This window comes from Treponema denticola (assembly GCF_024181645.1).
GTDB lineage: Bacteria > Spirochaetota > Spirochaetia > Treponematales > Treponemataceae > Treponema_B > Treponema_B denticola_A.
In genome coordinates this window covers 1235767-1256663 of sequence record NZ_CP058624.1, presented here as the reverse complement: position 1 = coordinate 1256663, position 20897 = coordinate 1235767, and the positions used below count along the sequence as shown (strand labels likewise).

Here is a 20897-nt window from a genome sequence, read left to right as displayed (position 1 = left end):
GAAGTTTAAGCCTCTTTTTTTAGTTTTATAAGCCTGTAACGTTTGTTTGCTTTTAAAATAGTATATCTATTGCTAAAACTTTTTTTGAGAGATTTTTTTAGGTTGTAAACATGATTATAGATGCTGTTTTGTTTTGAAGGAATTTTTTCTCCCCAAAAAATTGTGCTTATCTCTTCATCACTTAATCCTTTTTGTCTGTTTATAATTAAGTGCTTTAGCAAGATTCCGGACTTTTTAGGCAGGCTGTAAATATAGTCTTTATTAAGATCCGGTCTTCTTTTACATTTTGAAAGAATTATTTTGAGGATTTTTTCATTTCTTTTTATGCTTTCTGGTATTCCTGAAGAGCTTACTATATTGACCTTTTTTATATTATAGCAATCTTCGTGAAAATAAGTACAAATTGTAATGTCTTTGTATATCTTTTTTATCAATCGAGCTTCATTTAAGCTATAATGGACTAATTCTTTTGTTGCTACAATGATGGCATCCAATTCGGGATCCAAGTAATTACATATAAATTTGCTGCCGTTTTCTGCAGCAATAGTTATAATTCCATGATTTTCCAGCTTTTCACACAAAAAGGCAAGCGTTTCTATTTTTCTATCAAAAACCAATACTTTCATAATACCATTTTATCGGAAAAACTATTCTATCCCTTAAAAACTTTTCAATTCCTAATGACAAACAAGCAAATAAATTGTATAATCTCTATATGTACATGTTAAAAGGATGTTCGGGCTATGTTTCTTAAAAATCTTGAAATTTTCGGATTTAAGTCCTTTCCCGATAGAGTAAAAATTGAATTTGCAGATGGTATAACAGCTCTCCTAGGTCCCAACGGCTGCGGAAAAAGTAACGTAGTAGATGCAGTAAAGTGGGTATTGGGTGAGCAATCGTCCCGTACTTTACGGGCCGACAAAATGGAAGACGTTATTTTTAACGGTACCGAAAAGAGAAATCAACTTAATATTGCAGAAGTAACTTTGACTATAAGCAATGAAAAGGGCCTTTTGAGTTTAGATTTAAGCGAAATAGCTATAAAGAGGCGGCTTTACCGTTCAGGGGAAAGTGAATATTTTATCAACAACCAGCCGGCAAAGCTGCGTGAAATTAGAGAGCTTTTTTGGGACACAGGTGTCGGAAAGGCTGCATATTCCGTTATGGAACAGGGAAAAATCGACCAGATTCTTTCGAGCAAGCCTGAAGAAAGGCGTTATCTTTTTGAAGAAGCGGCCGGTATAACGAAATTTAAGGTAAAAAGGCAGGATGCTGAACGAAAGCTCGAAAAAACTCAAGAAAATATGAAACAGATTGAAGCTGCTTTGGCCGAGGTCCGCAGATCTTATGATACCTTAAAAATTCAGTCTGAACAAACGATTAAGTATCGTGAGCTAAAAGATGCCGTTTTTGAACATGAAAGGGATATTCAGCTTTTACGCTTAAAAAGTTTTGTAGACGGCCTTGCCGCAAAAAAACAAAGCTTAAAAGAAGCTTCCGAAAAAAGAGATTCCATACAGGAGCAAATTGACGGTATTCACGGACTCCTTTCCGAAAATATGGATATTGTAAATGGAATGGAAGAGAAGCTTAATGCTTACCGGACAAAGGTATTAAACCTAGCTATAGAACAAAAAGGTAAGCAGGAGCAGGTTCAAATTTACAATAAACGCCGTTCCGAGCTTAAGCTAAAGCTTAACCAGCTGGAGGCTAAGACCTCTTCAATCAAGGAAAATATTGAAAGCCTTGAGGACGATATTTCCGAAAAAAATGCCGATGTTTTTGAGTTTAAAAAACAGGTTTCTGCAATAGAAAAAAATGCCGAAGACTTTGAAAAAAACATAGACTTGGCAAGCCATAAGATTACTTCAAATAAGGAAGAAGTAAAAAGACTTGAAGACGATATAAAAAGGCTTGACGATATGAGAGGAGATATGGAGCTTGAATTAAAGTCCATAACCGAAGATATCGTTACCGAGCTTGATAAAAATTTAAGATCGGCAGGTTATTCCTCGGCAAATCGCTTGGAAGCCGAAAAAGACTTGGACGGTGCTTTAAACCGGTTAAAGGTTTTAATTACGGGAAAAAAAGCTATATTTTCCGACTTTGCTGCGATAGAAAATCACTCTGCAGATGATGTAAAAAAATTTGCAGAAGACTCCGTTCAAAGTTTTTCTTCACTTTTATCCATAAGCGATGAAATTCAAAATGCTCTTGAAAAATATAAAAAATCTTCGGCAGGCTTTATTGATGACTTTTTGGCTCCTGAAGGTATTATTACCAAAAAAAGAGCCGTCGATGCCGCTATCTTGGAAAACAGGCAATCTATCGAAAATAACCGTACTAAAATTGCCGCTTTGATAGAAGAAAACAACGAGCTTTCCGTTAAGATAAACGACTATCGCAAAACCCTTGAAGACTTGCGTGTAAACAGGGCCAAGGTAGATGCTCAGGCAAAAAATGCCGAAGATCAGGTTAAACTTTTAGAACGTCAGCTTTCTTCAGAGAAAAAAATACTTCATGACCTTGAAAACGAATTTTTTACCGAGGAAAAACAATTAAAGCAAACGGAAGAAGATATTTCGGAACTTGAAGGCGAGATAAATTCTTTGGAATATGAGGGAAGAAAGATAAGTGCCGAGCTTGAAAAACTTGAAAATGAAATCTCGATAAAAAACTCCGACCTTGCCAGTAAGAGGGGAAAGGTTGACAAACTTACTGCAGAGCTTTCAAAGGCCAACTCTCTTTTGGAAAAATTCCATTTGGATCTTGCAGGGATTGAAGCCGATATTCGTAACACAAAAGAAAATTTTAGAGAAAAGCATTCCAGAGAGCTTATGGAATTTGAAGAGAGGATGTTTACTCTGACCTCGTCCGTAAGTGAACTTAGGGACAGTCTTTCTTCGATTAAGCAAAAGCTTGATTCTTTGGGACGGGTAAACTTTATGGCTCCCGAAGAATTTGAAAGCGTTAAAGAACGCTATGAATTTTTAACTAAACATATAAGCGATCTTGATAAGGCCCGTGCAGACTTGCAGAGGATTACGGACGAGATTACGGCCGAATCCACCGAGCTTTTTTTGGACACCTATAATAAAATTAAAAAGAATTTTCATAATATGTTTAGGAGACTTTTTGGAGGAGGAAGGGCAGAAATACGCTTAACAGATCCGAAAAATGTGCTTGAATCGGGAATTGAAATTTTTGCACAGCCCCCCGGAAAAAAACTTGAAAACATAAGTCTATTATCGGGTGGAGAAAAATCCATGACGGCGGTAGCTCTTTTATTTGCAACCTATATGGTAAAGCCTTCTCCGTTCTGTCTTCTCGACGAAATTGACGCAGCCCTTGATGAGCAAAATGTTACCCGCTTTGTTACTACGCTTCGTGAATTTGCAAATGTAAGCCAGTACATTGTTATCACTCATAATAAAAAGACCGTTTTGGGTGCAAACGCCATGCTGGGCGTTACCATGGAAGAATCGGGTGTTTCAAAGGTTATAGCCATAAGACTGGATAATGAATCAGACCTTGAATCAAAAACTATAGATTTGGTTAATGAGCCCTTTGTAGAAGAAGATGTTGAGCCTGAGGAGGGAGTTTATATTCCGCCTCATCCGCCTAAAAGAATAAAAACCGTAAACGATGAGGAGGAAATTTCAGAAGATGATAGACCTCAAGAGTAAAATAAGCGGTATTTTAAAAAACATGCAGGATTCCTTTTCTCATAACAGGAAGGCTGTTATTATAATTGTATGTGCTTTGATTTTTATCCTAATTTTAAGCCTCCTTTTGATTATTTTTTCACAAAAAAAAGATGATGCATCACATTCCGAAACAAAAAAAGCTGTTCTATCATCTAAAAATTCCGATTTTAAATCCGGTAAGGTAGATACCGATAAAATTCAGATTATAGACGAACCGCTTTATCTGCCTCCTATACAGTTTTCGCGGGAACAGCGTAAAATATGGGAAAAAGAAGAGGTTGACTATTGGTATGAGCCTCCTACGGAAGAGGATATGGAGGAACTGCATAAACAGAATAAAAAAATTGCCGATAAAATATTGGAGGCGGCTCCATGAAATTGTCAATACGTTTTATATTAATATTATTTTTGATTTTTATCTTTTTTAATTCCTGTGCAAGTACCAAAAAAAATACAGGCGAAGCTTTAATTGAAGATAAAAAAACTGAAGATATTGCGGTTAATGAACCCAAAACTGAAACCGATGAGGAATCCGATACTGAAGCTCCCAAGGATTCTGAAAATGTTAAGAATTCCGAAAAGATTATAATCATGAAAGTACCTGAAGCCGAATCGGTAGAATCCGTTTCCGATCCTAAACCTGTTGCCGATAAACCGGCATTGGAGATGATAGTTGATACGGAGGATGAAAATGAGACCTCCCCATCGAATGATGAAGCAGTCTCATCTAATGAGGCAAAACCCGATTTACCTTCTGTAATTAAACCTGCTCCTTTAGAACCGCCTGAAGAAAAAAAACCTCAGGATTCGGCTCCTTTAACATCTAATCAGTCCGTTACAAACAAGTCTGATAAAAAACAAGAAAAACCCGTAATAAATTCCGATAAAGCTCCTGCAGCAGCAGAAACAAAACCTTCTATACCTGAAGGTCCCGGCATATCCAATGAAGATAATTCCAATACGGATAATTTAGATAAGAATCTTGTGAACGAAGAAAAAATTAAGGATAGTGAACCTGCCCGCGTTTTTTCGGAATTTCCAAGTACCGAACCTGATGAGTCAAAAGAAGAAAAAGCCTCCCGTTCGGTAAAGCTCTATACGGGACAGAGGCTTGAAGTTGTATACCCCGGAGAGGGGTGGGTGTACTTAGGTGAGTCCTCTGCACAAAAAGGTATAAAGTATCAGCAAAGAAAACTTCAAAGCGGTACCTCTATCTTCCATTTTGGAGCTGGAGATGAAGGTTCATATATTCTTAACTTTTCGTACTTTGATGTTTTTTCGGATAACTTTATTTCGGATTCTATTGCCGTTCATGTTGAAAAAGCGAAAACAAAGCTTAATAATACGGTTAAAGCACCTGACTATAAGGGGCCTATAAACACTCAGAAGGAAAATAAGCCGGATTTAAAAAAGGAAAATAAATATGATGAAGTTTTAGCCGGAACACCGTTAAAGGCTGAGTCTTCATCTTCAGCTAAAAAAAACGAAAATAAGAAAGTTTATGATGCTCCCGATCTTATAACCGTAACCGAAAAATCAGAGTCTAAAACGTCCGGACAGGATTTTAAATCGGCTGCAGAGATGCTGGACATGATAAGGGGCTATATTTCGGAAGGAAATGCAGTAAGTGCTCTAAATTCGACAGAAGATTTTTTTAAAAATTATTCTGTAAATTTGGATGAAGCCTTATTTTTACGGGGGCAAGCTTACGAATTAAACGGCCCCAATAAAAATGTAAAAAAAGCTTTGGAAGCCTATCAAACCCTGACTAAGGCCTATCCCGAAAGCAAATTTTGGGATAAAGCAGACGCAAGAATAAGGTACATCAAAAAATTCTATATCGATATAAAATAAGAAGTTAGCATGTCTATGAACTTTTGGGAGTATTTACAATGAAGGAAGCAAAGAAAAAAGGATTCGTTCTTATAAAAGTTTTTATGATGACGGCTGTATGTATGCTGCCGCTGTTATTTGTAAGCCCTCTTCATGCAGAGGAAACTGATGAAATACGGATACTGCAGAAAGAGGCTGAAAAAGGACTTGCCGAATCACAAAACAAGCTAGCCGGTTTATATTATGAGGGCAAGGGCGTAACGCAAAATTACGAAACAGCGGCATACTGGTATCGTAAAGCTGCCAAACAAGGACATATATTAGCTCAGAACAATCTTGCAGACATGTTTGCAGAAGGGAAAGGTGTAGAGCAAAGTTATAAGCAAGCCGTTTACTGGTACAAAAAATCAGCCGAACAGGGTCATGCCTGGGCACAAAACAACCTTGGCTTTATGTATAAGGAAGGATTGGGTGTAGAGCAAAATTATAAACAAGCCGTTTACTGGTATAGTAAAGCAGCGGAACAAGGGCTTTACGAGGCACAGAATAATCTTGGCTTTATGTATAAAACAGGACGGGGCATAGAGCAAAGCTATGAGTCAGCAGTTTACTGGTATCGTAAGGCCGCTGAAAAAGACCTTGCTGAGGCACAGTTTAATCTTGGAAATATGTACTTTGATGGTTTAGGCCTTGCAAAAAACCATGAACAGGCCGCAGAATGGTACTTCAAAGCAGCGGAACAAGGGCTGGCTAAGGCTCAGAATAAGCTCGGCTGGATGTATCACAATGGGATTGGAGTTGAGCAAAATGATGAAAAAGCCGTCTACTGGCATCGAAAAGCAGCGGAACAGGGTGATGCCGAAGGCCAGTTTAGTCTCGGCTGGCTGTATTATCAGGGAATAGGAGTAAAAAAGGATTATAAAAAAGCTTCCGAATGGTTTGGTAAAGCTGCGGATCAGGGGCTGACTGAGGCACAAGCAAAGCTTAAGGAATTAGAAGAACAGTTACAGAAAAACACAAAGCCCTTACTAATCATTGATAAAGACGGCACACTCACCGGACTTACCGATAAAACAAAACTGCAAGGAAAACTTATACTTCCTGCAGAGGTTAAAAAAATAGGTGAGAATGCTTTTTACGACTGTAAGGGGTTAACTGAAATCGACTTTTCTGCCTGTACAAATCTTGTCGACATAGGCAGATGGGCTTTTTTTGGCTGTACCGGCTTAACTGAAGTCCGCTTACCTGCAAGTCTTACCAAAATCGGTTACTGGGCTTTTGACGAGTGTACAGGTTTAACTGAAGTCCGTTTACCTGCAAGGCTTACCGAAATCGGTAAAGGAGCTTTTGCAGCCTGCAGAAATTTACATAGGCTGATAGTCGCCCCGGAAAACACAAGCTATTACAGTAAGGATAATGTGATATACACAAAGAATATGAAAAAACTTATATGTGCAGCCGGAGGTATTACACAAATTTCCATACCTGATACTGTTACCCAAATCGAGGGATGGGCTTTTGACGGGTGTACAGGCTTAACTGAAGTCCGTCTGCCTGCTAGTCTTACCGAAATCGGTGAATGGGCTTTTTCAGGCTGTACCGGTTTAACAAAGTTGGATATTTCCGCTTGTAAAAATCTTACCAAAATCGGTGAACAGGCTTTCTATGGATGTAAAAACTTAGAAGATGATTGAAAAACTGCTCAAAGACAGTACCGGTACTCCCTAGTTCTTATGATGAATAAAACTTGTATAAGCCGATATTAAACCGCTTGACTAAACATCTTCTTTAGGTCATTATATTGGACATGGAAACAAGAAGTATTTTTAAAAATATATCGCCGATAGATCATCGTTATTCCCTTCCGCAAGGAGGTCTTTATGACGAACTGTCGGTTTTTTTATCGGAAGAAGCGGGCATTGTTTATTGTGCCATGGCCGAAATGGCCCTTGTAAAGGCCCATCTTAAAATAGCAGAAGAAAAAAAAGGCTCTTTACTTCCAAAACTGAGCAGCGAGCTTGAAAGAACCTTGGACGATATTGCCTTAAATATCGATCCTTCCGAAGTGTATGAAGAAGAACATAAGACCCAGCACAATATAAGAGCCTTGGTAAATGTCTTAAAGAAAAAAGTTCCCGAAAATACAGCTCCCTTGGTTCACCTTGGGGCTACCAGTGCCGACATCCTCGACACGGCCTTTTCTATGAGGATAAGGGATGCTGTCATAAAGGTAATAATTCCTCTTTTAAAGAAAACCGAACTTTTACTTTGCGATATAGCTGAAAGAGAGGCTGAAACGCCTCAGGTCGGGCGTACTCACGGTCAGCATGCGGTTCCGATTACCTTCGGCTATGCCGTTTCCGAATATGTAGCCCGTCTGGGTAAGTCGATTTTAAAAATGGAAGAGCTTGTAAAAGATTTACGCGGAAAATTTGCCGGAGCCGTAGGGGCTTATAATGCGGCATCCTTAATAGTTTCCGAGCCTATGAGGTTTGAAAAAATCTACCTTGATTACCTCGGTTTAAAGCCTTCCGAATATTCTCATCAGCTTGTGGAGCCTGAATACATGCTCCGCCTCCTTCTTGAAGCAAATATTGCCTTCGGCATAATTGCAAACCTTGCAGACGATTTACGTAATTTGCAAAGAACCGAGATAGGGGAGGTTTTTGAATATTTTAGTGCAACACAGGTAGGATCTTCTACCATGCCTCAAAAGCGTAACCCATGGAACTCCGAGCATGTAAAAAGCTTGTGGAAGACATTTTCTCCCCGCGTAATGAGTTTTTATATGGATCAAATCTCGGAACACCAAAGGGATTTATCCAACTCTGCAAGCCAGAGGTTTATAGCCGATTATCTGACAGGCCTTGCTTTGGCCTTTAACCGTATGAATTCAATCTTAAAAGGCTTACAGGCCGATAGGGAAAACATGCTCAAAAACCTTTTACAGGGCGGAGGAAAGGTTAGGGGAGGCGTTATGGCCGAGCCCGCTTATATTCTTTTGGCGGAATGCGGTGTTTCCGATGCCCATGAGGTAATACGTAAGATTACCCTTGCTGCCGAAAATCAAAAGATAAGTTTTTATGAGGCCTTAAAAGCCGAAGAAAAGGTCTTTGCCCTTGTTACGGAAAGATTAAAAGAGCTTAACTTTGATAAGCCCGAAGAATTTTTTGCAAACCCTGAACGCTACCGAGGCCTTGCAAACGTAAAAGCAAAAGCTTTAGCCGAAAAGTATAAGGCCTTAATGTAAGTTTTTATTTTAGCTTAGGCAAGTAAGCCCTCATAAGCTCAAGCCTTTTAAGATAGTAGGCCCTTTCTTTTTCGGGAAGGGTCTCAATCCATTCTTGGGTAAACCGTTTTATTACGGGGGCATCTTTTTCATTATAGTTTGTAATTAAAACAGGGGCTGCCTCTATTTCAGGCTGCAAAATACCGTCTATTTTTTTTAAGCGTAACTGCATTATTATTGAGTCTCCCGTATATTCCCTGTAATAGGCCGGATCGGCATAGTTCACCTTCCACCTTTGACCCGAAATAAAATTTCCCATAGAGTACATAAAAAAAGCATTTTTTTTATGTGTGAGCAAAGAGTCAAGAGGTTCATTATTCTCTCCTTTATTGATTTGAATAATATCTTTTTTGGAATCATCGGTTAAGATTTCCACCTCTGAAAGCTCCCAATCCTGTAAAACATGGGGATGATTAGCCCAGACTACATCTATTCCTGCTTGGGCTAAGGCCTTAAACCATGCCTTTTTACTATCTAAAACTTTAAGGCCGTATTCTGCTTCGTTTAGATGAAGAGACAGAATAAAAATATCGCAAGGATTTTCTTCCCTCATTTTTTTTATGGATAAAAGAAGTTTTTCCCTTCCTGCCTTTGAGGGTTCCGAGTAATAAAGCCTGTGTTTTGATTTACCGTGAGAGTTGATAAGTTCCGTTACCGATAAAAATAAAATCTTCCAGCCTTTTTTTTCGATTAGGACAGGTTTAAAGTCTTCATCTTCTTTGTTTTTTAAACCGGAAGAAAAAAGCTCTTTATTTTTATACTCTTCTTTTAAAGCATTAAAGCTTTTAATTGTGCCGTCAATTCCCTGAATGCCTTGATCGTTGGTGTGATTATTGGCAAAGGAAAAGACATCGAATCCCCCATCTATTGCAGCTTTAAGATAATCTTTATGTATATTAAAACATGGAAAAGTTGAAAGCGGTCTTTCCTCACAGACCGGTGTTTCCACATTTCCAAAACTCAAATCATCGTTTAAAAGAATATCCCTAATATCATCATAAATTCGATTGTAGTCTTTCATTTTAAAATTGACATCATGAGCCATAATGTCGCCTGAGAAGCTTAAAACAAGTTCGCTTATATCATCTTTTTTTTCGGATAATTTTGATTCGGAAATTTCGGTTGAATTACAGGAATTTAAAACAAAAACCGCCGCTGTGATAAATAAAAATAAATAAGACTTAAGATTTTTTTTCATAATTATTATAATTATACATTGACAATTGATATTATACAAGATACAATATATAAATATATTGTAATAATTGTTCAATGTTCAAGGAGGACAATGCAATGGCAAAGTCAAAATATGTATATTTTTTTGGCGGAGGTAGCGCTGAAGGTAATGGTACGATGAAGGAAGTATTGGGAGGTAAGGGTGCCGGTCTGGCCGAAATGACGGCTATAGGGCTTCCTGTTCCTGCCGGATTTACTATTACAACCGAGGTTTGCGAAGAGTATTATAAAAATAACAGAAAGTATCCTGTCGAACTAAAAGCTCAAGTCGAATCTTATCTTTCAAAATTGGAAAAAATTACCGGAAAAAAACTTGGGGACAAAAAAGATCCTCTTTTGGTTTCCGTTCGATCGGGGGCTCCCGTTTCGATGCCCGGAATGATGGAGACAATTTTGAACCTAGGCCTAAATGACCAATCCGTTCAAGGCTTGGCCGAAAAGACCGGAAATTTAAGGTTTGCCCTGGATGCTTACCGTAGGTTTATTTTGATGTACGGTTCTACGGCAATGAATATTGAACGTGAAAAATTCGATAAAATTTTTGATGATGTAAAAGAAAAAAGAACAAAAAAGCGTCTTAATCTTGCTCAATCTGCAAAAGTGTCTGATACCGATGTAAACGAACCTGAATTACAGGAAGTTATCGATAGATCTAAAAAACTTTATGAAAAAGAAATAAAAGCTCCCTTCCCGCAAGATCCTATAAAACAGCTTTGGGGTTCTATAGGAGCCGTATTCGGTTCTTGGATGTCCGATAAGGCCGTTACTTACAGAAGGGTTGAGAACATTGTAGGAATCCGCGGTACGGCTGTAAACGTTATGCAGATGGTATTCGGAAACAAAGGAGATAATTCGGGTACAGGAGTCTGCTTTACGCGCGATCCGAATTCCGGTAAAAACGACTTTTACGGTGAATACCTCTTTAATGCCCAAGGCGAGGACGTTGTTGCAGGAATCAGAACTCCTATTAAGCTCGATGTTTTTGCAAAAAAAGATCCTGCCGCTTATAAAAAACTTTGCGATGCACGCAAAATCCTTGAAAAGCATTATAAGGATATGCAGGATATGGAATTTACCGTTGAAGAAGGTGAATTATACATGCTCCAATGCCGAACCGGTAAGAGGCTTCCTGCAGCCGCCTTCCAGATGGCTGTAGATATGGTGGAAGAAAAACTTATAACTAAGGAAGAAGCAGTCAGCCGTATTAAGGCTTCGGATATTGAAGGCGTATTCTACAAGGCCTTGGATTATTCGAAGGCTGCCGATTTAAAATCCGCCCATCTTGTTGATGGTATTCCTGCCGTTCCGGGAGCTGCCTGCGGTATAATCTGTCTTTCGGCAGAAGCTGCGGAAGCTGCTGCAAAGGACGGTAAAAAAGCAGTTCTAGTCCGCCATGAAACAAGCCCCGAAGATGTAGGCGGTATGCACGCTGCCGAGGGTATTTTAACCGCAACCGGCGGAAAAACCAGCCATGCAGCCGTAGTTGCCAGAGGCTGGGGAAAATGCTGTATAGTAGGCTGTGAAAATTTAAGAATTGATTACGAGAAAAAAGAAGTTTCGGCCAAGGGCATTGTCTTAAAAGAAGGTGATTATATAACCTTGGACGGCTCAAAGGGTGCTGTTTATAAGGGCGAGTTACCCTTAATTACTCCCAAGCCTCCTGCAGCCTATAAAAAAATCATGGAATGGGTTGATCAGATACGAAAAATAAAAGTAAGAACAAATGCCGATACGCCCGAAGATGCTAAGATAGCCGTAGGCCATGGAGCCCAAGGTATCGGTCTTTGCCGAACCGAGCATATGTTCTTTAGCGATGAGAGCAGGATACAGGCAATCCGTGAAATGATTATTGCAGAAAACAAGGAAGCTAGAGAAAAGGCTCTAAAAAAACTTCTTCCTTATCAGACAAAGGATTTTGAGGGTATCTTTAAGGCTATGAACGGTTATCCCGTAACAATCCGCTTGATAGACCCGCCCTTACACGAATTTGTTCCTCATGATAAAGAAGGTCAGCAAAAGTTGGCCGAAAAGCTTAATATAAGTTTTGCAAGCGTAAAAAACCGTGTAGACCAGCTGACCGAAGCAAACCCGATGTTGGGACACAGGGGCTGCCGCTTGAGCATTACCTATCCTGAAATTCTTGAAATGCAGGTTACTGCCATTATAAATGCAGCCTGCACGGTTCAAAAGAAAGGAATTGCCGTTTTACCCGAAATAATGATTCCTCTTACAATCGATGCAAAAGAATTTAAAATTTTGGAAAAGAGGGTTCGAGCTGTTGCAGACGATATCATCGAGAAAAAGGCTAAGGATAAAAAGCTTAAGTACATGGTCGGTACTATGATTGAAACTCCGAGGGCTGCTCTCCTTGCAGACAAAATAGCGGAACATGCTGAATTTTTCTCTTTCGGTACAAACGATCTTACGCAGATGACCATAGGTATAAGCCGAGATGATGCAGGTAAATTCCTTCCTGAATATGTAGATGAAAACAAGGCCGGCGTATTTAAGGCTGACCCCTTCCAATCATTGGATCAAGAAGGTGTCGGTATCTTGGTAGCTTTCGCTATTCAAAAGGGAAGAGGAGTCAAAAAGAACTTGGAAATAGGTGTGTGCGGTGAACACGGAGGAGACTTAAATTCGGTTAAGTTTTTCTGCAGGGCAGGAATGGACTATGTTTCCGCTTCACCCTTACGGGTTCCTATAGCAAGACTTGCCGCAGCTCAGGCTGAAGTTGAAGCTTCAAAAGCTAAGGCCGGTGTAAAAAATCCTGCCAAGGCTGCCGCTAAGAATTCAAAGTCTTCCGAAAAAGCAAAGGCAAAAACCGGTAAGAAGCCGGCTAAAAAGCCTGCCAAATAAAAATTAATTTTAAAGCACTGCACCATTGTGAATAAGCCAAGGTGCAGCGCTTTAATTTAAAGATTTTAAGTAAAAAAAATGAGCTTGATAAAAAAATTAAGAGCCTTGCGCGGGGCCGTATGCTGTGAAGACAATGAAGCCGGCATCTCTTCGGCAGTTGTAAACCTTTACAGCCGAATCTTAATGGAAAATTCCCTGTCTGAAAAGGACATAGTTTCAATACAATTTACGGTTACCTCAGATATAAAGGCTTTAAATCCTGCATCAGCTTTAAGAAAAAACGGCTTTGCAAAAAATACGGCTCTTTTTTGTGCTTTAGAGCCCTGTATGGAAGGCAGTTTACCTAAAACTATTAGAATCTTAATTTATTATTATTCCAGGAAGAAGCCGAGTCATATTTATATGGGCGGAGCTGAGGTTTTACGACCTGATTTGATAAGAAAGACGGATAAATAAAAGAATTTTTGTAATTTTGCTTGACATAATTATAAAAATATGATATATTCCTTTCTTGTCAACGCAATGCGTTTCAACGCGATGTGTTTTACCATGTCTCCTTCGTCTAGTGGTTAGGACATCGGGTTTTCATCCCGACAACAGGGGTTCAATTCCCCTAGGAGATGGATACCCTCGATTAAATCGAGGGTATTTTTTTAGTAATCTTAAAGCTAAAAAAAAGCTTTACTTGACAAAATAAAATAAATTTGTTAGACTAAAAATCTATTCAACAGTAACAATTCATTTTACATGTCTTTTTCGGTTCCTCAAGCCGAATACTGAATTTTGGAATGATATATTTAAGTTACGAACGTAGGAGAAAAATCCGATGACAATAAGAAAAAGGAAAACTTTGCCGCAAACCTCTGAGGATACCTTGTTTGATGAGGGTATTAACTCTGATGGAGACTTGAGTCTTAGTCCGGCCGGCTCACAGGCTGAAGATAGATCTGTCTCATCAAGTGAGATTCAAGCTGTTGCAGAGCAGATTGAACAGGATGCAGTTGATGAAAATTTTGAAAAAAAAGTTGTTGTCCGTTCTCGAGGACGCAAAAAAACAGAAAGTTCTTCTGATGAAGCTGAAACTAAATCGTCAAAAAGAACTAATATAACTGCAAAAAAACGCATGCCTAAAGATGTTCAAGAAGAAAAAGAAGAAGTCCCGCCCGTATCGGATCCTTCTTTTAAAATCATTATAAATGATCTTACAAAGATGCGTATGCATGATTTAAGGGATATGGCCATAAAATACGGCGTACCGGAGGATGAACTTTCCTTAATGAAAAAACAGGATGTGATTTACCACATTCTTAAAAACCATACCAATCAGGGCGGTACTATTTTTGCCTCCGGTTCTTTAGAGACTCTTCCTGACGGATACGGTTTTTTACGCTCGCCTCAAAACAGCTATTTAACCGGAACTGATGACGTTTATGTTTCTCCCAGTCAGATAAGACTTTTTAATCTTAAAACGGGAGATACGGTTTACGGTCAAATCCGCTCCCCAAAAGAGGGTGAAAGATATTTTGCTCTTTTAAGAGTAGAAACCGTCAACTTTGATGAGCCTGCAAAATCACAGCGCCGTATTCCGTTTGATAACCTCACCCCCCTTTATCCTAAAGAAAAATTAAACCTTGAAACAACTACTCAAGAAATTTCTACCCGAATTATGAATCTTTTTTGTCCGATAGGAAAAGGACAGAGAGGATTGATTGTAGCTCCTCCTCGTACGGGAAAAACGATAATGCTTCAAAAGATTGCAAATGCAATTACGGCCAATCATCCTGAAGTTTATCTTATAGTTCTTTTGATAGATGAGCGTCCCGAAGAAGTTACCGATATGGAGCGCACGGTAAATGCGGAAGTTATTTCTTCTACCTTTGATGAGCAGGCAACCCGTCACGTTCAGGTTGCTGAAATGGTGCTTGAAAAGGCAAAACGCCTTGTTGAGCACAAGAGGGATGTAGTTATTCTTTTGGATTCAATTACCCGTTTGGCAAGGGCATATAACCAGACGATGCCTACTTCGGGTAAGGTTCTATCCGGAGGTGTGGATTCAAACTCTCTCCATAAACCCAAACGCTTTTTCGGTGCCGCAAGAAATATCGAAGAAGGCGGAAGTTTAACGATAATAGCTACGGCTCTTATTGAAACCGGCAGCAAGATGGACGAGGTTATTTTTGAAGAATTTAAGGGAACGGGCAATATGGAAGTAAACCTAGACAGAAAACTTTCAGACCGCCGTTTATTCCCTGCTATCAATATAAAACGCTCGGGAACTCGAAAAGAAGAGCTTTTATTAACGGAAGCAGAAATGCAGCTTATGTGGATATTGCGTAAATTCATCAGCTCGATGGATGATGCCGATATTATCGAATTTTTAATAGATAAAATGAATAAGAGCAAGAATAATGAAGCTTTCTTAAAATCAATGAATGCCGGTCTTGCACAAAAAGAGTAAATATTGTATATTATAACACTACCTTGGGAGGTTTGTATGAAAAAAGATATTCATCCGAAATATGAAGAAACAACCGTTACTTGCGCTTGCGGAAATGTAATAAATACGCGTTCCACAGCCAAAGATATCAAGGTTGAAATCTGCTCGCAGTGTCATCCTTTTTTTACGGGAAAACAAAAGCTTGTTGACACTGCAGGACGAATTGATCGCTTTAAGAAACGATACAATATTAAAGACTAATTGTCTTTGTAAGCTAAGCACGGGGTTTCTCGTGCTTATGCTTTTTTTGCAAATTTAATATTTGCTGTAAAAAGTTTTTATAGGGGGAGTTTATGGGATGGTGGTCTATCTGGCTTTTGGTTGGTGTTGTTTGCATAGGCTTGGAGCTTATAATTCCCGGCCTTGTTATTATCTTCTTCGGCTTCGGAGCTGTTTTTACTTCTGTTTTTAGTTTAATTCCTTTTATTAATCAAGCTCTTTGGCTTCAAATAATAATCTTTATTATTTTTTCGGTTCTTTCTTTGATCTTTTTGCGTAAAAAATTCACTCCTGTTTTTAAGGGTACTATTTTTTATCCCGATAAAAAAAGCGGTAAAGAAGCGGAAGAGTTTGCCGATGTTATTGAAACGGTTTTTCATAACAAGGAAGGCAGAATAAAGTATCAGGGTACAACATGGAGTGCACGTTCCCTTTCGGAAGAAATTCCTGAAGGCTCAATGGTGAGGGTCCTAAGGCGGGAAGGGCTTACCTACATTGTTGAAAAGGCTGAAAAATAACTTTTAAGGTCCTTTAAAAATTCGGTTTTTAAAGGATACCTTTTTATAAAGTTTTTCCGAATATTTCTTTTTGAAGTCTTTTGCCCGTGGCTGTACAGGCGAGGCCCCCTTCGGCCGTTTCTCTCAAGGCTGAAGGTATAGAATCTCCGACTTTTTTCATGGCTATTATAACCTCGTCTACGGGGATAGCACTTTTGATTCCTGCTAAGGCAAGCTCTGCCGCCGTAAAAGCAAGGCTTACGCCGGAAGCATTCCGTTTTACGCAAGGAACTTCAACCAAGCCTGCTACAGGGTCGCAAACAAGACCTAAGATACATTTAAGGGCAATAGCCGTTGCATGGCCTACCATTTCAGGGGTTCCTCCGCACATTTCTACTATGGCTCCTGCTGCCATGGCTGAGGCCGAGCCGCATTCGGCTTGACATCCGCCCTCAGCTCCCGAAATTGAAGCAGTGTTGGCTATAACCATCCCGATAGCTCCGGCAGTAAACAAGGACATAACTGCATCTTCTTTTTTTACATCCTTTGTTTTTAGAACGGCTCCGATTGCACCCGGGAGAATACCGCAGGAACCGGCAGTGGGGGCTGCAACTATTTTTCCCATTGAAGCGTTTAATTCGGAAACGGCCATAGCCATTCTTATGCCGTTAGCAAGGAGGGGGCCGCAGAGAGCTTTTCCGTTTTCAGATCTTTCGTATATTTTATAAGCATCTCCGCCCGTAAGCCCGCTTGTCGAGCGTATATCAGGGTTTGTTCCTTTGTCAATCGCTTCAAGCATTACGTTTAAATGCTCCTGCATTCTTTCAAAGCACTGTTCTTTAGTTTCTTCAAGGGCGGAGCTTTGATCTTCTAAAATAATATCCGAAATTCTTAAAGACTTTTCGGCTGCCTTTTGTATCAGGTCTTCTATTTTTTTATACTCTATTGTTTTCATAGTTTATACCCTTAAAATTATACTGGCTGAATCAGGATAACATTGTAGATGTGGTCTATTTGCAAAATGTCCTCCTTTAATTCCGGGCCGACGCTTAAACCGTCCATTTGAAGGCACATTGTGGCGGTTCCGCCGCGGTAATCTCTTCCAATATGAATTTGCGAAATATTTATCTTGTGTTTTGCCGTTACGCTTGTTATGGCAGCTATTCTTCCGGGGATATCTTGATATTCTACTACGAGTGTGGGGTTTTTACCGCTTAACTCTACAGGTTTTCCGTTTATTTTGGTAATTATGATATTCCCGCCCCCTATGGAGGAGCCTTGCACGGAAATCTCTTTTCCGTCAATACCCGTCAGTTCAATCAATGCCGTGTTGGGGTGGGTATTAGGTATATCTATAGACTCAAAGGTGATGTCCAAACCTTGCTCTTTTGCAAGGGTCAGGCTGTTTCTTATACGTTCGTTTTCAGGTTTCATTCCCATAATACCTGCCGCAATAGCCCTGTCGGTACCGTGCCCCTTATAGGTGTAGGCAAAAGAACCGTGCAAATAAACTCTTGCTTTTATAGCAGGTTCTGCAAGAAGAACCCTTGTTAAATATCCGATTCTGACGGCTCCTGCCGTATGCGAACTGGACGGCCCTATCATAATCGGGCCTATAATATCGAAAACATCCATATTAATCGATATTATATAAAAAAAAATTGCTGAGGTCAATATGAGGGCTATCTTAAAAAACTGATCGGATTTTTAGAAAAAACATATTATTTAAAATTTATGTAATATAGGGTTGACATTTTTTTTTGATGTGTCTATACTCAAAATTGTATTTTAAATTTTATAAATTATTAGGAAGGGAAAATATGAAAAGATACATATTCAGTGCACTCATTATTATAATCGGTCTATTGGTTTTATTTGCTCCGTTCGGCTTTGCCCATGTATGTTCTCCTAAGGCTGACGGCAGTTTTATGAAATGTCATTGGATGGGAGAAGCTGTGAGGTTGTTAGGGGGGCTGATTACCTTATCAGGACTTGCTTTTTTTATTTGTAAAAAATCACGTTTCGGAATATCTGTATACAATATCGGAACCGGGGTAAGTCTTATTTTGTTAGAAACCCTTGTTATAGGTACCTGTAAGCACTCAAATATGAGCTGTAATGTTTATACAAAGCCTATAGTTATTCTATTGGCTATTGCTTTGATTGCGGTAAGCCTTGTTTATGTTTTTCTTTCACGTAAAGAAAAAGTTGAGTAATTTATCGAATAAGTAATCTATAAAAGGGCGGCTTATGCTTTTAAAAACGAAATCGCTTTCCAAATCCTTTGCCAGAGGCAGAAATTCTTTTTTTGCAGTAAAAAATGTAGACATTTCCATTTCGGCTTCCGATTTTGTATTCATTGTAGGACGTTCCGGTTCGGGAAAAACAACCTTTCTTAATTTAATATCAGGTATTTTAGATCCTACGCAGGGGCAGGTCTTTTTTGAAGATGAGGATATTTCATCTATGAGCGATACCGCTAAGAGCTTTTACCGAAATGAGTCGATAGGCTTTGTTCCTCAGTTTTTAGCTTATTTGCCGAATCTTTCGGTCTTTGATAACGTAAGGGTTCCGTTTTTTTTATTTAACAGGGACGGCGACAGTGAGGGCAGGGCTTTAAGCCTTCTGGAACTGATGGATATAGCTCATTTAAAGAACGAGATGCCCCAAAATTTATCCGGCGGAGAAGTAAAGCGGATGTTGATTGCAAGGGCTCTTATGAATTCTCCCAAATTACTCATTGCAGACGAACCTACGGCAAATCTTGACAAGGAAACTTCTGAAACGGTTATGAATCTTATAAAAAGTGTTAATAAACTAGGTACCGCCGTTTTGATTGTAACCCATGATTCTGAAATTTTAAATGAGGATAGTACCATATATAGAATGGATGACGGAGAATTAAAAAGGGAATAGGTTTAAAATGAGCGTCTAAAATATAGCCGCTCATTTATCAATTCTTAAAATCGGCTTTTTCCCATTTAATTTATTCGTGCGGAGGGTTGTTGATTTTTTCAGCATCGTTTTCATAAAAATTTTTAAACAGGGAGTTTTTATTTTCCAGCAAGGCTGAAAAATTCCCATGTTCTGCAATTTTGCCGTCCTGCATAAAAAGAATCTCATCACACTTTTTTAAGGTTTCGGGATTTAATCTGTGTGTGATAAAAATAACGAGCTTATCTTTTTGTGCCGTAACAATGTCTTCGATAAGTTTAATGCTGTAATTATCCAAACCTGAATTAAATTCATCGAGTAAAAAAACGGAAGCATCTTTTACCAATGCACGAGCCATCGCTATTTTTTGTTTTTCGCCGCCCGAAACTGTCGCATCGATTTTATTGCCGTCAGCTTTCCGTTTTTCCGCCAATTCGGTTAAAGCCAGTTTTTCTATAATACTGCCTGAACAATCTTTTTTATTGAGGCAAATATTTTTTTCAAGCGTGTCTTCTAAAATTGTGATGTTTTGCGGAATGTAGCAGATGTTATCAAAAATTTCGGAAGTGTTTAAAATTTTTCCATTGTATGTAATGTGCGAATTGGAATCTAAAATACCTGCAATCAGTTTTAGAAGTGTACTTTTACCGGAACCGGCTTGACCTACAACCGCATATTTTTTTCCGCCTTCAAAATTAAAATCGATATTTTTTAAGATATGTTTTTCTTCAACCGAAAAATCCAAATTCGATACGCTAATGCGTTCAATATTGATTTTATCTAAGGTGTCCGTGCTGTCAAAATTCACTTCCTCATCGCTTAAATGAAATTTATTCTTAATTTTATTATTTAATTCTTTTCCCGCTTTGTAATCGGCATAAATACGCCCTAACTCTCCGATAGGCGCTGAAATCGTACCGATTAAACTACCGGCAGCAAGTACCGCTCCGATAGAAACTATTTTGTAAATTGCTAAAATAGATGCAGCCCCCATAACAACAAGCGTCGCAAGGAGACCAATCGTTATTGTCGTTATTTGCGTTTTTGTCATTGCTTGTTTTTGCTTTCGGTGAGATGATAGAGCCGTATCGGTACTTTGAAAAATCAGCCGCTGCGACCAAGCCAATAAGTGTTCCATTCGTAAAAGTAAATTGGCTTCCAAGTGAGACTTAAGATTTTGTGCATAAGCTTCATTATTCTTTGATAAAATTTCAGTAGCGTGTACCATCGCCTTGCTTCTTGCTTTCATAAATGCCGCCTCTATGCAGCCGAAAACGAAGATTAAAACAAACAAGAGCGGGTGAATCGTAATAGCGACAACCGTACCGCATATAAAAGAAAATATTTCCTGTAAAGCGGTTAAACAGGAAGTAACATAGAGCGTCTCGATTTGCATTGCATCATTTGTTAAGGCATTTATATATTCACCGGAATCTACATTTTCTCCGTATTTTGTAAGGAGAGCCGATGAATAAACCGCATTTTTATATCTAAGCATATAGCGGTACACAATTTTATGAAAGTAATTTTTAACTATGTAGCTAATTATAATCCCAAATATTATAAAAACAAAACAAAAAGCTAAAAATTTGAGAACGGTTTCAACCGTACCGGTATTTGCAATATCGGCTAAGCGGGCAATAATCAGCGAAATGGACGCATTGAATGCTGTTAGAGTAAATACAAGCAAACAAAATAAAACCGTTTCGCCCCAATTTTTAAAGATTTTCATTTTTTCCTCCAAAGGCCTTAAGGATTAGCTTAATTGCCTATGAGTATAGTATGGTTTAAGTGGATTGTCAACATATCGCATTGCCTTAAAAATA

General features: G+C 38.9%; 16 protein-coding genes, 1 tRNA gene and 1 pseudogene. 13 read left to right on the top strand and 5 right to left on the bottom strand.

From position 1 onward, the window contains the following. Window positions 1-5 precede the first annotated feature (5 nt). Complete coding sequence (locus tag HO345_RS05990) at window positions 6-626, bottom strand: helix-turn-helix domain-containing protein (RefSeq protein WP_253684484.1); 621 nt, start codon at window positions 624-626, stop codon at window positions 6-8. 117 nt (window positions 627-743) lie between these two features. On the opposite strand from HO345_RS05990, the gene HO345_RS05985 reads away from it, so the two are divergent. The 5 genes from HO345_RS05985 to HO345_RS05965 all read left to right on the top strand — a co-directional run bounded on the left by HO345_RS05985 (window position 744) and on the right by HO345_RS05965 (window position 8790). Then, complete coding sequence (locus HO345_RS05985) at window positions 744-3686, top strand: AAA family ATPase (protein ID WP_253684483.1); 2943 nt, start codon at window positions 744-746, stop codon at window positions 3684-3686. Next, window positions 3667-4083 (top strand): hypothetical protein, encoded by a 417-nt coding sequence (locus HO345_RS05980; protein WP_253684482.1) that lies wholly within the window; start codon window positions 3667-3669, stop codon window positions 4081-4083. The genes HO345_RS05985 and HO345_RS05980 overlap by 20 nt, the downstream gene beginning before the upstream one ends. Further along, complete coding sequence (locus HO345_RS05975; protein WP_253684481.1) at window positions 4080-5561, top strand: DUF8523 domain-containing protein; 1482 nt, start codon at window positions 4080-4082, stop codon at window positions 5559-5561. The genes HO345_RS05980 and HO345_RS05975 overlap by 4 nt, the downstream gene beginning before the upstream one ends. Before the next feature lie 38 nt (window positions 5562-5599). Continuing rightward, entirely contained in the window at window positions 5600-7234 is a 1635-nt protein-coding gene (locus HO345_RS05970) for a leucine-rich repeat protein (RefSeq protein ID WP_253684480.1), read from the top strand. A 113-nt stretch (window positions 7235-7347) separates the two neighbouring features. Next, entirely contained in the window at window positions 7348-8790 is a 1443-nt protein-coding gene (locus HO345_RS05965; RefSeq protein ID WP_253684479.1) for a lyase family protein, read from the top strand. Between the two features lie 4 nt (window positions 8791-8794). Here HO345_RS05965 and HO345_RS05960 read toward each other — a convergent pair whose 3' ends face one another. Further along, complete coding sequence (locus HO345_RS05960) at window positions 8795-10027, bottom strand: CapA family protein (protein WP_253684478.1); 1233 nt, start codon at window positions 10025-10027, stop codon at window positions 8795-8797. A 95-nt stretch (window positions 10028-10122) separates the two neighbouring features. On the opposite strand from HO345_RS05960, the gene ppdK reads away from it, so the two are divergent. From ppdK to HO345_RS05930, 6 genes and pseudogenes are all read left to right on the top strand, one after another. After that, window positions 10123-12924: a pyruvate, phosphate dikinase gene (gene ppdK / locus HO345_RS05955; RefSeq protein ID WP_253684477.1), complete on the top strand. Its 2802-nt coding sequence runs from the start codon at window positions 10123-10125 to the stop codon at window positions 12922-12924. Between the two features lie 78 nt (window positions 12925-13002). Then, window positions 13003-13380: a chorismate mutase gene (gene aroH / locus HO345_RS05950; RefSeq protein WP_253684476.1), complete on the top strand. Its 378-nt coding sequence runs from the start codon at window positions 13003-13005 to the stop codon at window positions 13378-13380. 95 nt (window positions 13381-13475) lie between these two features. Further along, window positions 13476-13547 (top strand) — tRNA-Glu (locus HO345_RS05945). A gap of 569 nt (window positions 13548-14116) precedes the next feature. Continuing rightward, window positions 14117-15382 (top strand): annotated as a pseudogene (gene rho / locus HO345_RS05940) (transcription termination factor Rho); the annotation flags it as partial. 36 nt (window positions 15383-15418) lie between these two features. Beyond that, window positions 15419-15622: a 50S ribosomal protein L31 gene (gene rpmE, locus HO345_RS05935; RefSeq protein WP_002682894.1), complete on the top strand. Its 204-nt coding sequence runs from the start codon at window positions 15419-15421 to the stop codon at window positions 15620-15622. A gap of 92 nt (window positions 15623-15714) precedes the next feature. Beyond that, window positions 15715-16158: an NfeD family protein gene (locus HO345_RS05930; RefSeq protein ID WP_253684474.1), complete on the top strand. Its 444-nt coding sequence runs from the start codon at window positions 15715-15717 to the stop codon at window positions 16156-16158. 43 nt (window positions 16159-16201) lie between these two features. On the opposite strand, the gene sdaAA is transcribed toward HO345_RS05930, so the two are convergent. Together sdaAA and sdaAB are read right to left on the bottom strand one after the other, a co-directional pair. Beyond that, complete coding sequence (sdaAA, locus tag HO345_RS05925) at window positions 16202-17092, bottom strand: L-serine ammonia-lyase, iron-sulfur-dependent, subunit alpha (RefSeq protein ID WP_253684473.1); 891 nt, start codon at window positions 17090-17092, stop codon at window positions 16202-16204. Between the two features lie 17 nt (window positions 17093-17109). Continuing rightward, a complete protein-coding gene (gene sdaAB, locus HO345_RS05920) occupies window positions 17110-17772 on the bottom strand; it encodes an L-serine ammonia-lyase, iron-sulfur-dependent subunit beta (protein ID WP_253684472.1) in 663 nt (220 codons plus the stop codon). A gap of 185 nt (window positions 17773-17957) precedes the next feature. Here sdaAB and HO345_RS05915 point away from each other — a divergent pair, with 185 nt between their 5' ends. Together HO345_RS05915 and HO345_RS05910 are read left to right on the top strand one after the other, a co-directional pair. Continuing rightward, the gene (locus HO345_RS05915; protein ID WP_253684471.1) at window positions 17958-18353 is read left to right on the top strand and encodes a DUF4418 family protein; all 396 of its coding nucleotides are present in this window, start codon (window positions 17958-17960) and stop codon (window positions 18351-18353) included. 34 nt (window positions 18354-18387) lie between these two features. Then, a complete protein-coding gene (locus HO345_RS05910) occupies window positions 18388-19053 on the top strand; it encodes an ABC transporter ATP-binding protein (protein ID WP_253684470.1) in 666 nt (221 codons plus the stop codon). A 70-nt stretch (window positions 19054-19123) separates the two neighbouring features. On the opposite strand, the gene HO345_RS05905 is transcribed toward HO345_RS05910, so the two are convergent. Continuing rightward, the gene (locus HO345_RS05905) at window positions 19124-20803 is read right to left on the bottom strand and encodes an ATP-binding cassette domain-containing protein (RefSeq protein ID WP_253684469.1); all 1680 of its coding nucleotides are present in this window, start codon (window positions 20801-20803) and stop codon (window positions 19124-19126) included. Between the last annotated feature and the right edge of the window lie 94 nt (window positions 20804-20897).

What these genes read in the sequence shown, in the direction of transcription:
- HO345_RS05980 (WP_253684482.1), top strand. Translation starts at nt 3,667, where the DNA reads ATGATAGACCTCAAGAGTAAAATAAGCGGTATTTTAAAAAACATGCAG.
- HO345_RS05990 (WP_253684484.1), bottom strand. Translation starts at nt 626, where the DNA reads ATGAAAGTATTGGTTTTTGATAGAAAAATAGAAACGCTTGCCTTTTTG.
- HO345_RS05965 (WP_253684479.1), top strand. Translation starts at nt 7,348, where the DNA reads ATGGAAACAAGAAGTATTTTTAAAAATATATCGCCGATAGATCATCGT.
- rpmE (WP_002682894.1), top strand. Translation starts at nt 15,419, where the DNA reads ATGAAAAAAGATATTCATCCGAAATATGAAGAAACAACCGTTACTTGC.
- aroH (WP_253684476.1), top strand. Translation starts at nt 13,003, where the DNA reads ATGAGCTTGATAAAAAAATTAAGAGCCTTGCGCGGGGCCGTATGCTGT.
- HO345_RS05985 (WP_253684483.1), top strand. Translation starts at nt 744, where the DNA reads ATGTTTCTTAAAAATCTTGAAATTTTCGGATTTAAGTCCTTTCCCGAT.
- sdaAB (WP_253684472.1), bottom strand. Translation starts at nt 17,772, where the DNA reads ATGGATGTTTTCGATATTATAGGCCCGATTATGATAGGGCCGTCCAGT.
- sdaAA (WP_253684473.1), bottom strand. Translation starts at nt 17,092, where the DNA reads ATGAAAACAATAGAGTATAAAAAAATAGAAGACCTGATACAAAAGGCA.
- HO345_RS05905 (WP_253684469.1), bottom strand. Translation starts at nt 20,803, where the DNA reads ATGAAAATCTTTAAAAATTGGGGCGAAACGGTTTTATTTTGTTTGCTT.
- HO345_RS05975 (WP_253684481.1), top strand. Translation starts at nt 4,080, where the DNA reads ATGAAATTGTCAATACGTTTTATATTAATATTATTTTTGATTTTTATC.
- HO345_RS05960 (WP_253684478.1), bottom strand. Translation starts at nt 10,027, where the DNA reads ATGAAAAAAAATCTTAAGTCTTATTTATTTTTATTTATCACAGCGGCG.
- HO345_RS05915 (WP_253684471.1), top strand. Translation starts at nt 17,958, where the DNA reads ATGAAAAGATACATATTCAGTGCACTCATTATTATAATCGGTCTATTG.
- HO345_RS05910 (WP_253684470.1), top strand. Translation starts at nt 18,388, where the DNA reads ATGCTTTTAAAAACGAAATCGCTTTCCAAATCCTTTGCCAGAGGCAGA.
- ppdK (WP_253684477.1), top strand. Translation starts at nt 10,123, where the DNA reads ATGGCAAAGTCAAAATATGTATATTTTTTTGGCGGAGGTAGCGCTGAA.
- HO345_RS05970 (WP_253684480.1), top strand. Translation starts at nt 5,600, where the DNA reads ATGAAGGAAGCAAAGAAAAAAGGATTCGTTCTTATAAAAGTTTTTATG.
- HO345_RS05930 (WP_253684474.1), top strand. Translation starts at nt 15,715, where the DNA reads ATGGGATGGTGGTCTATCTGGCTTTTGGTTGGTGTTGTTTGCATAGGC.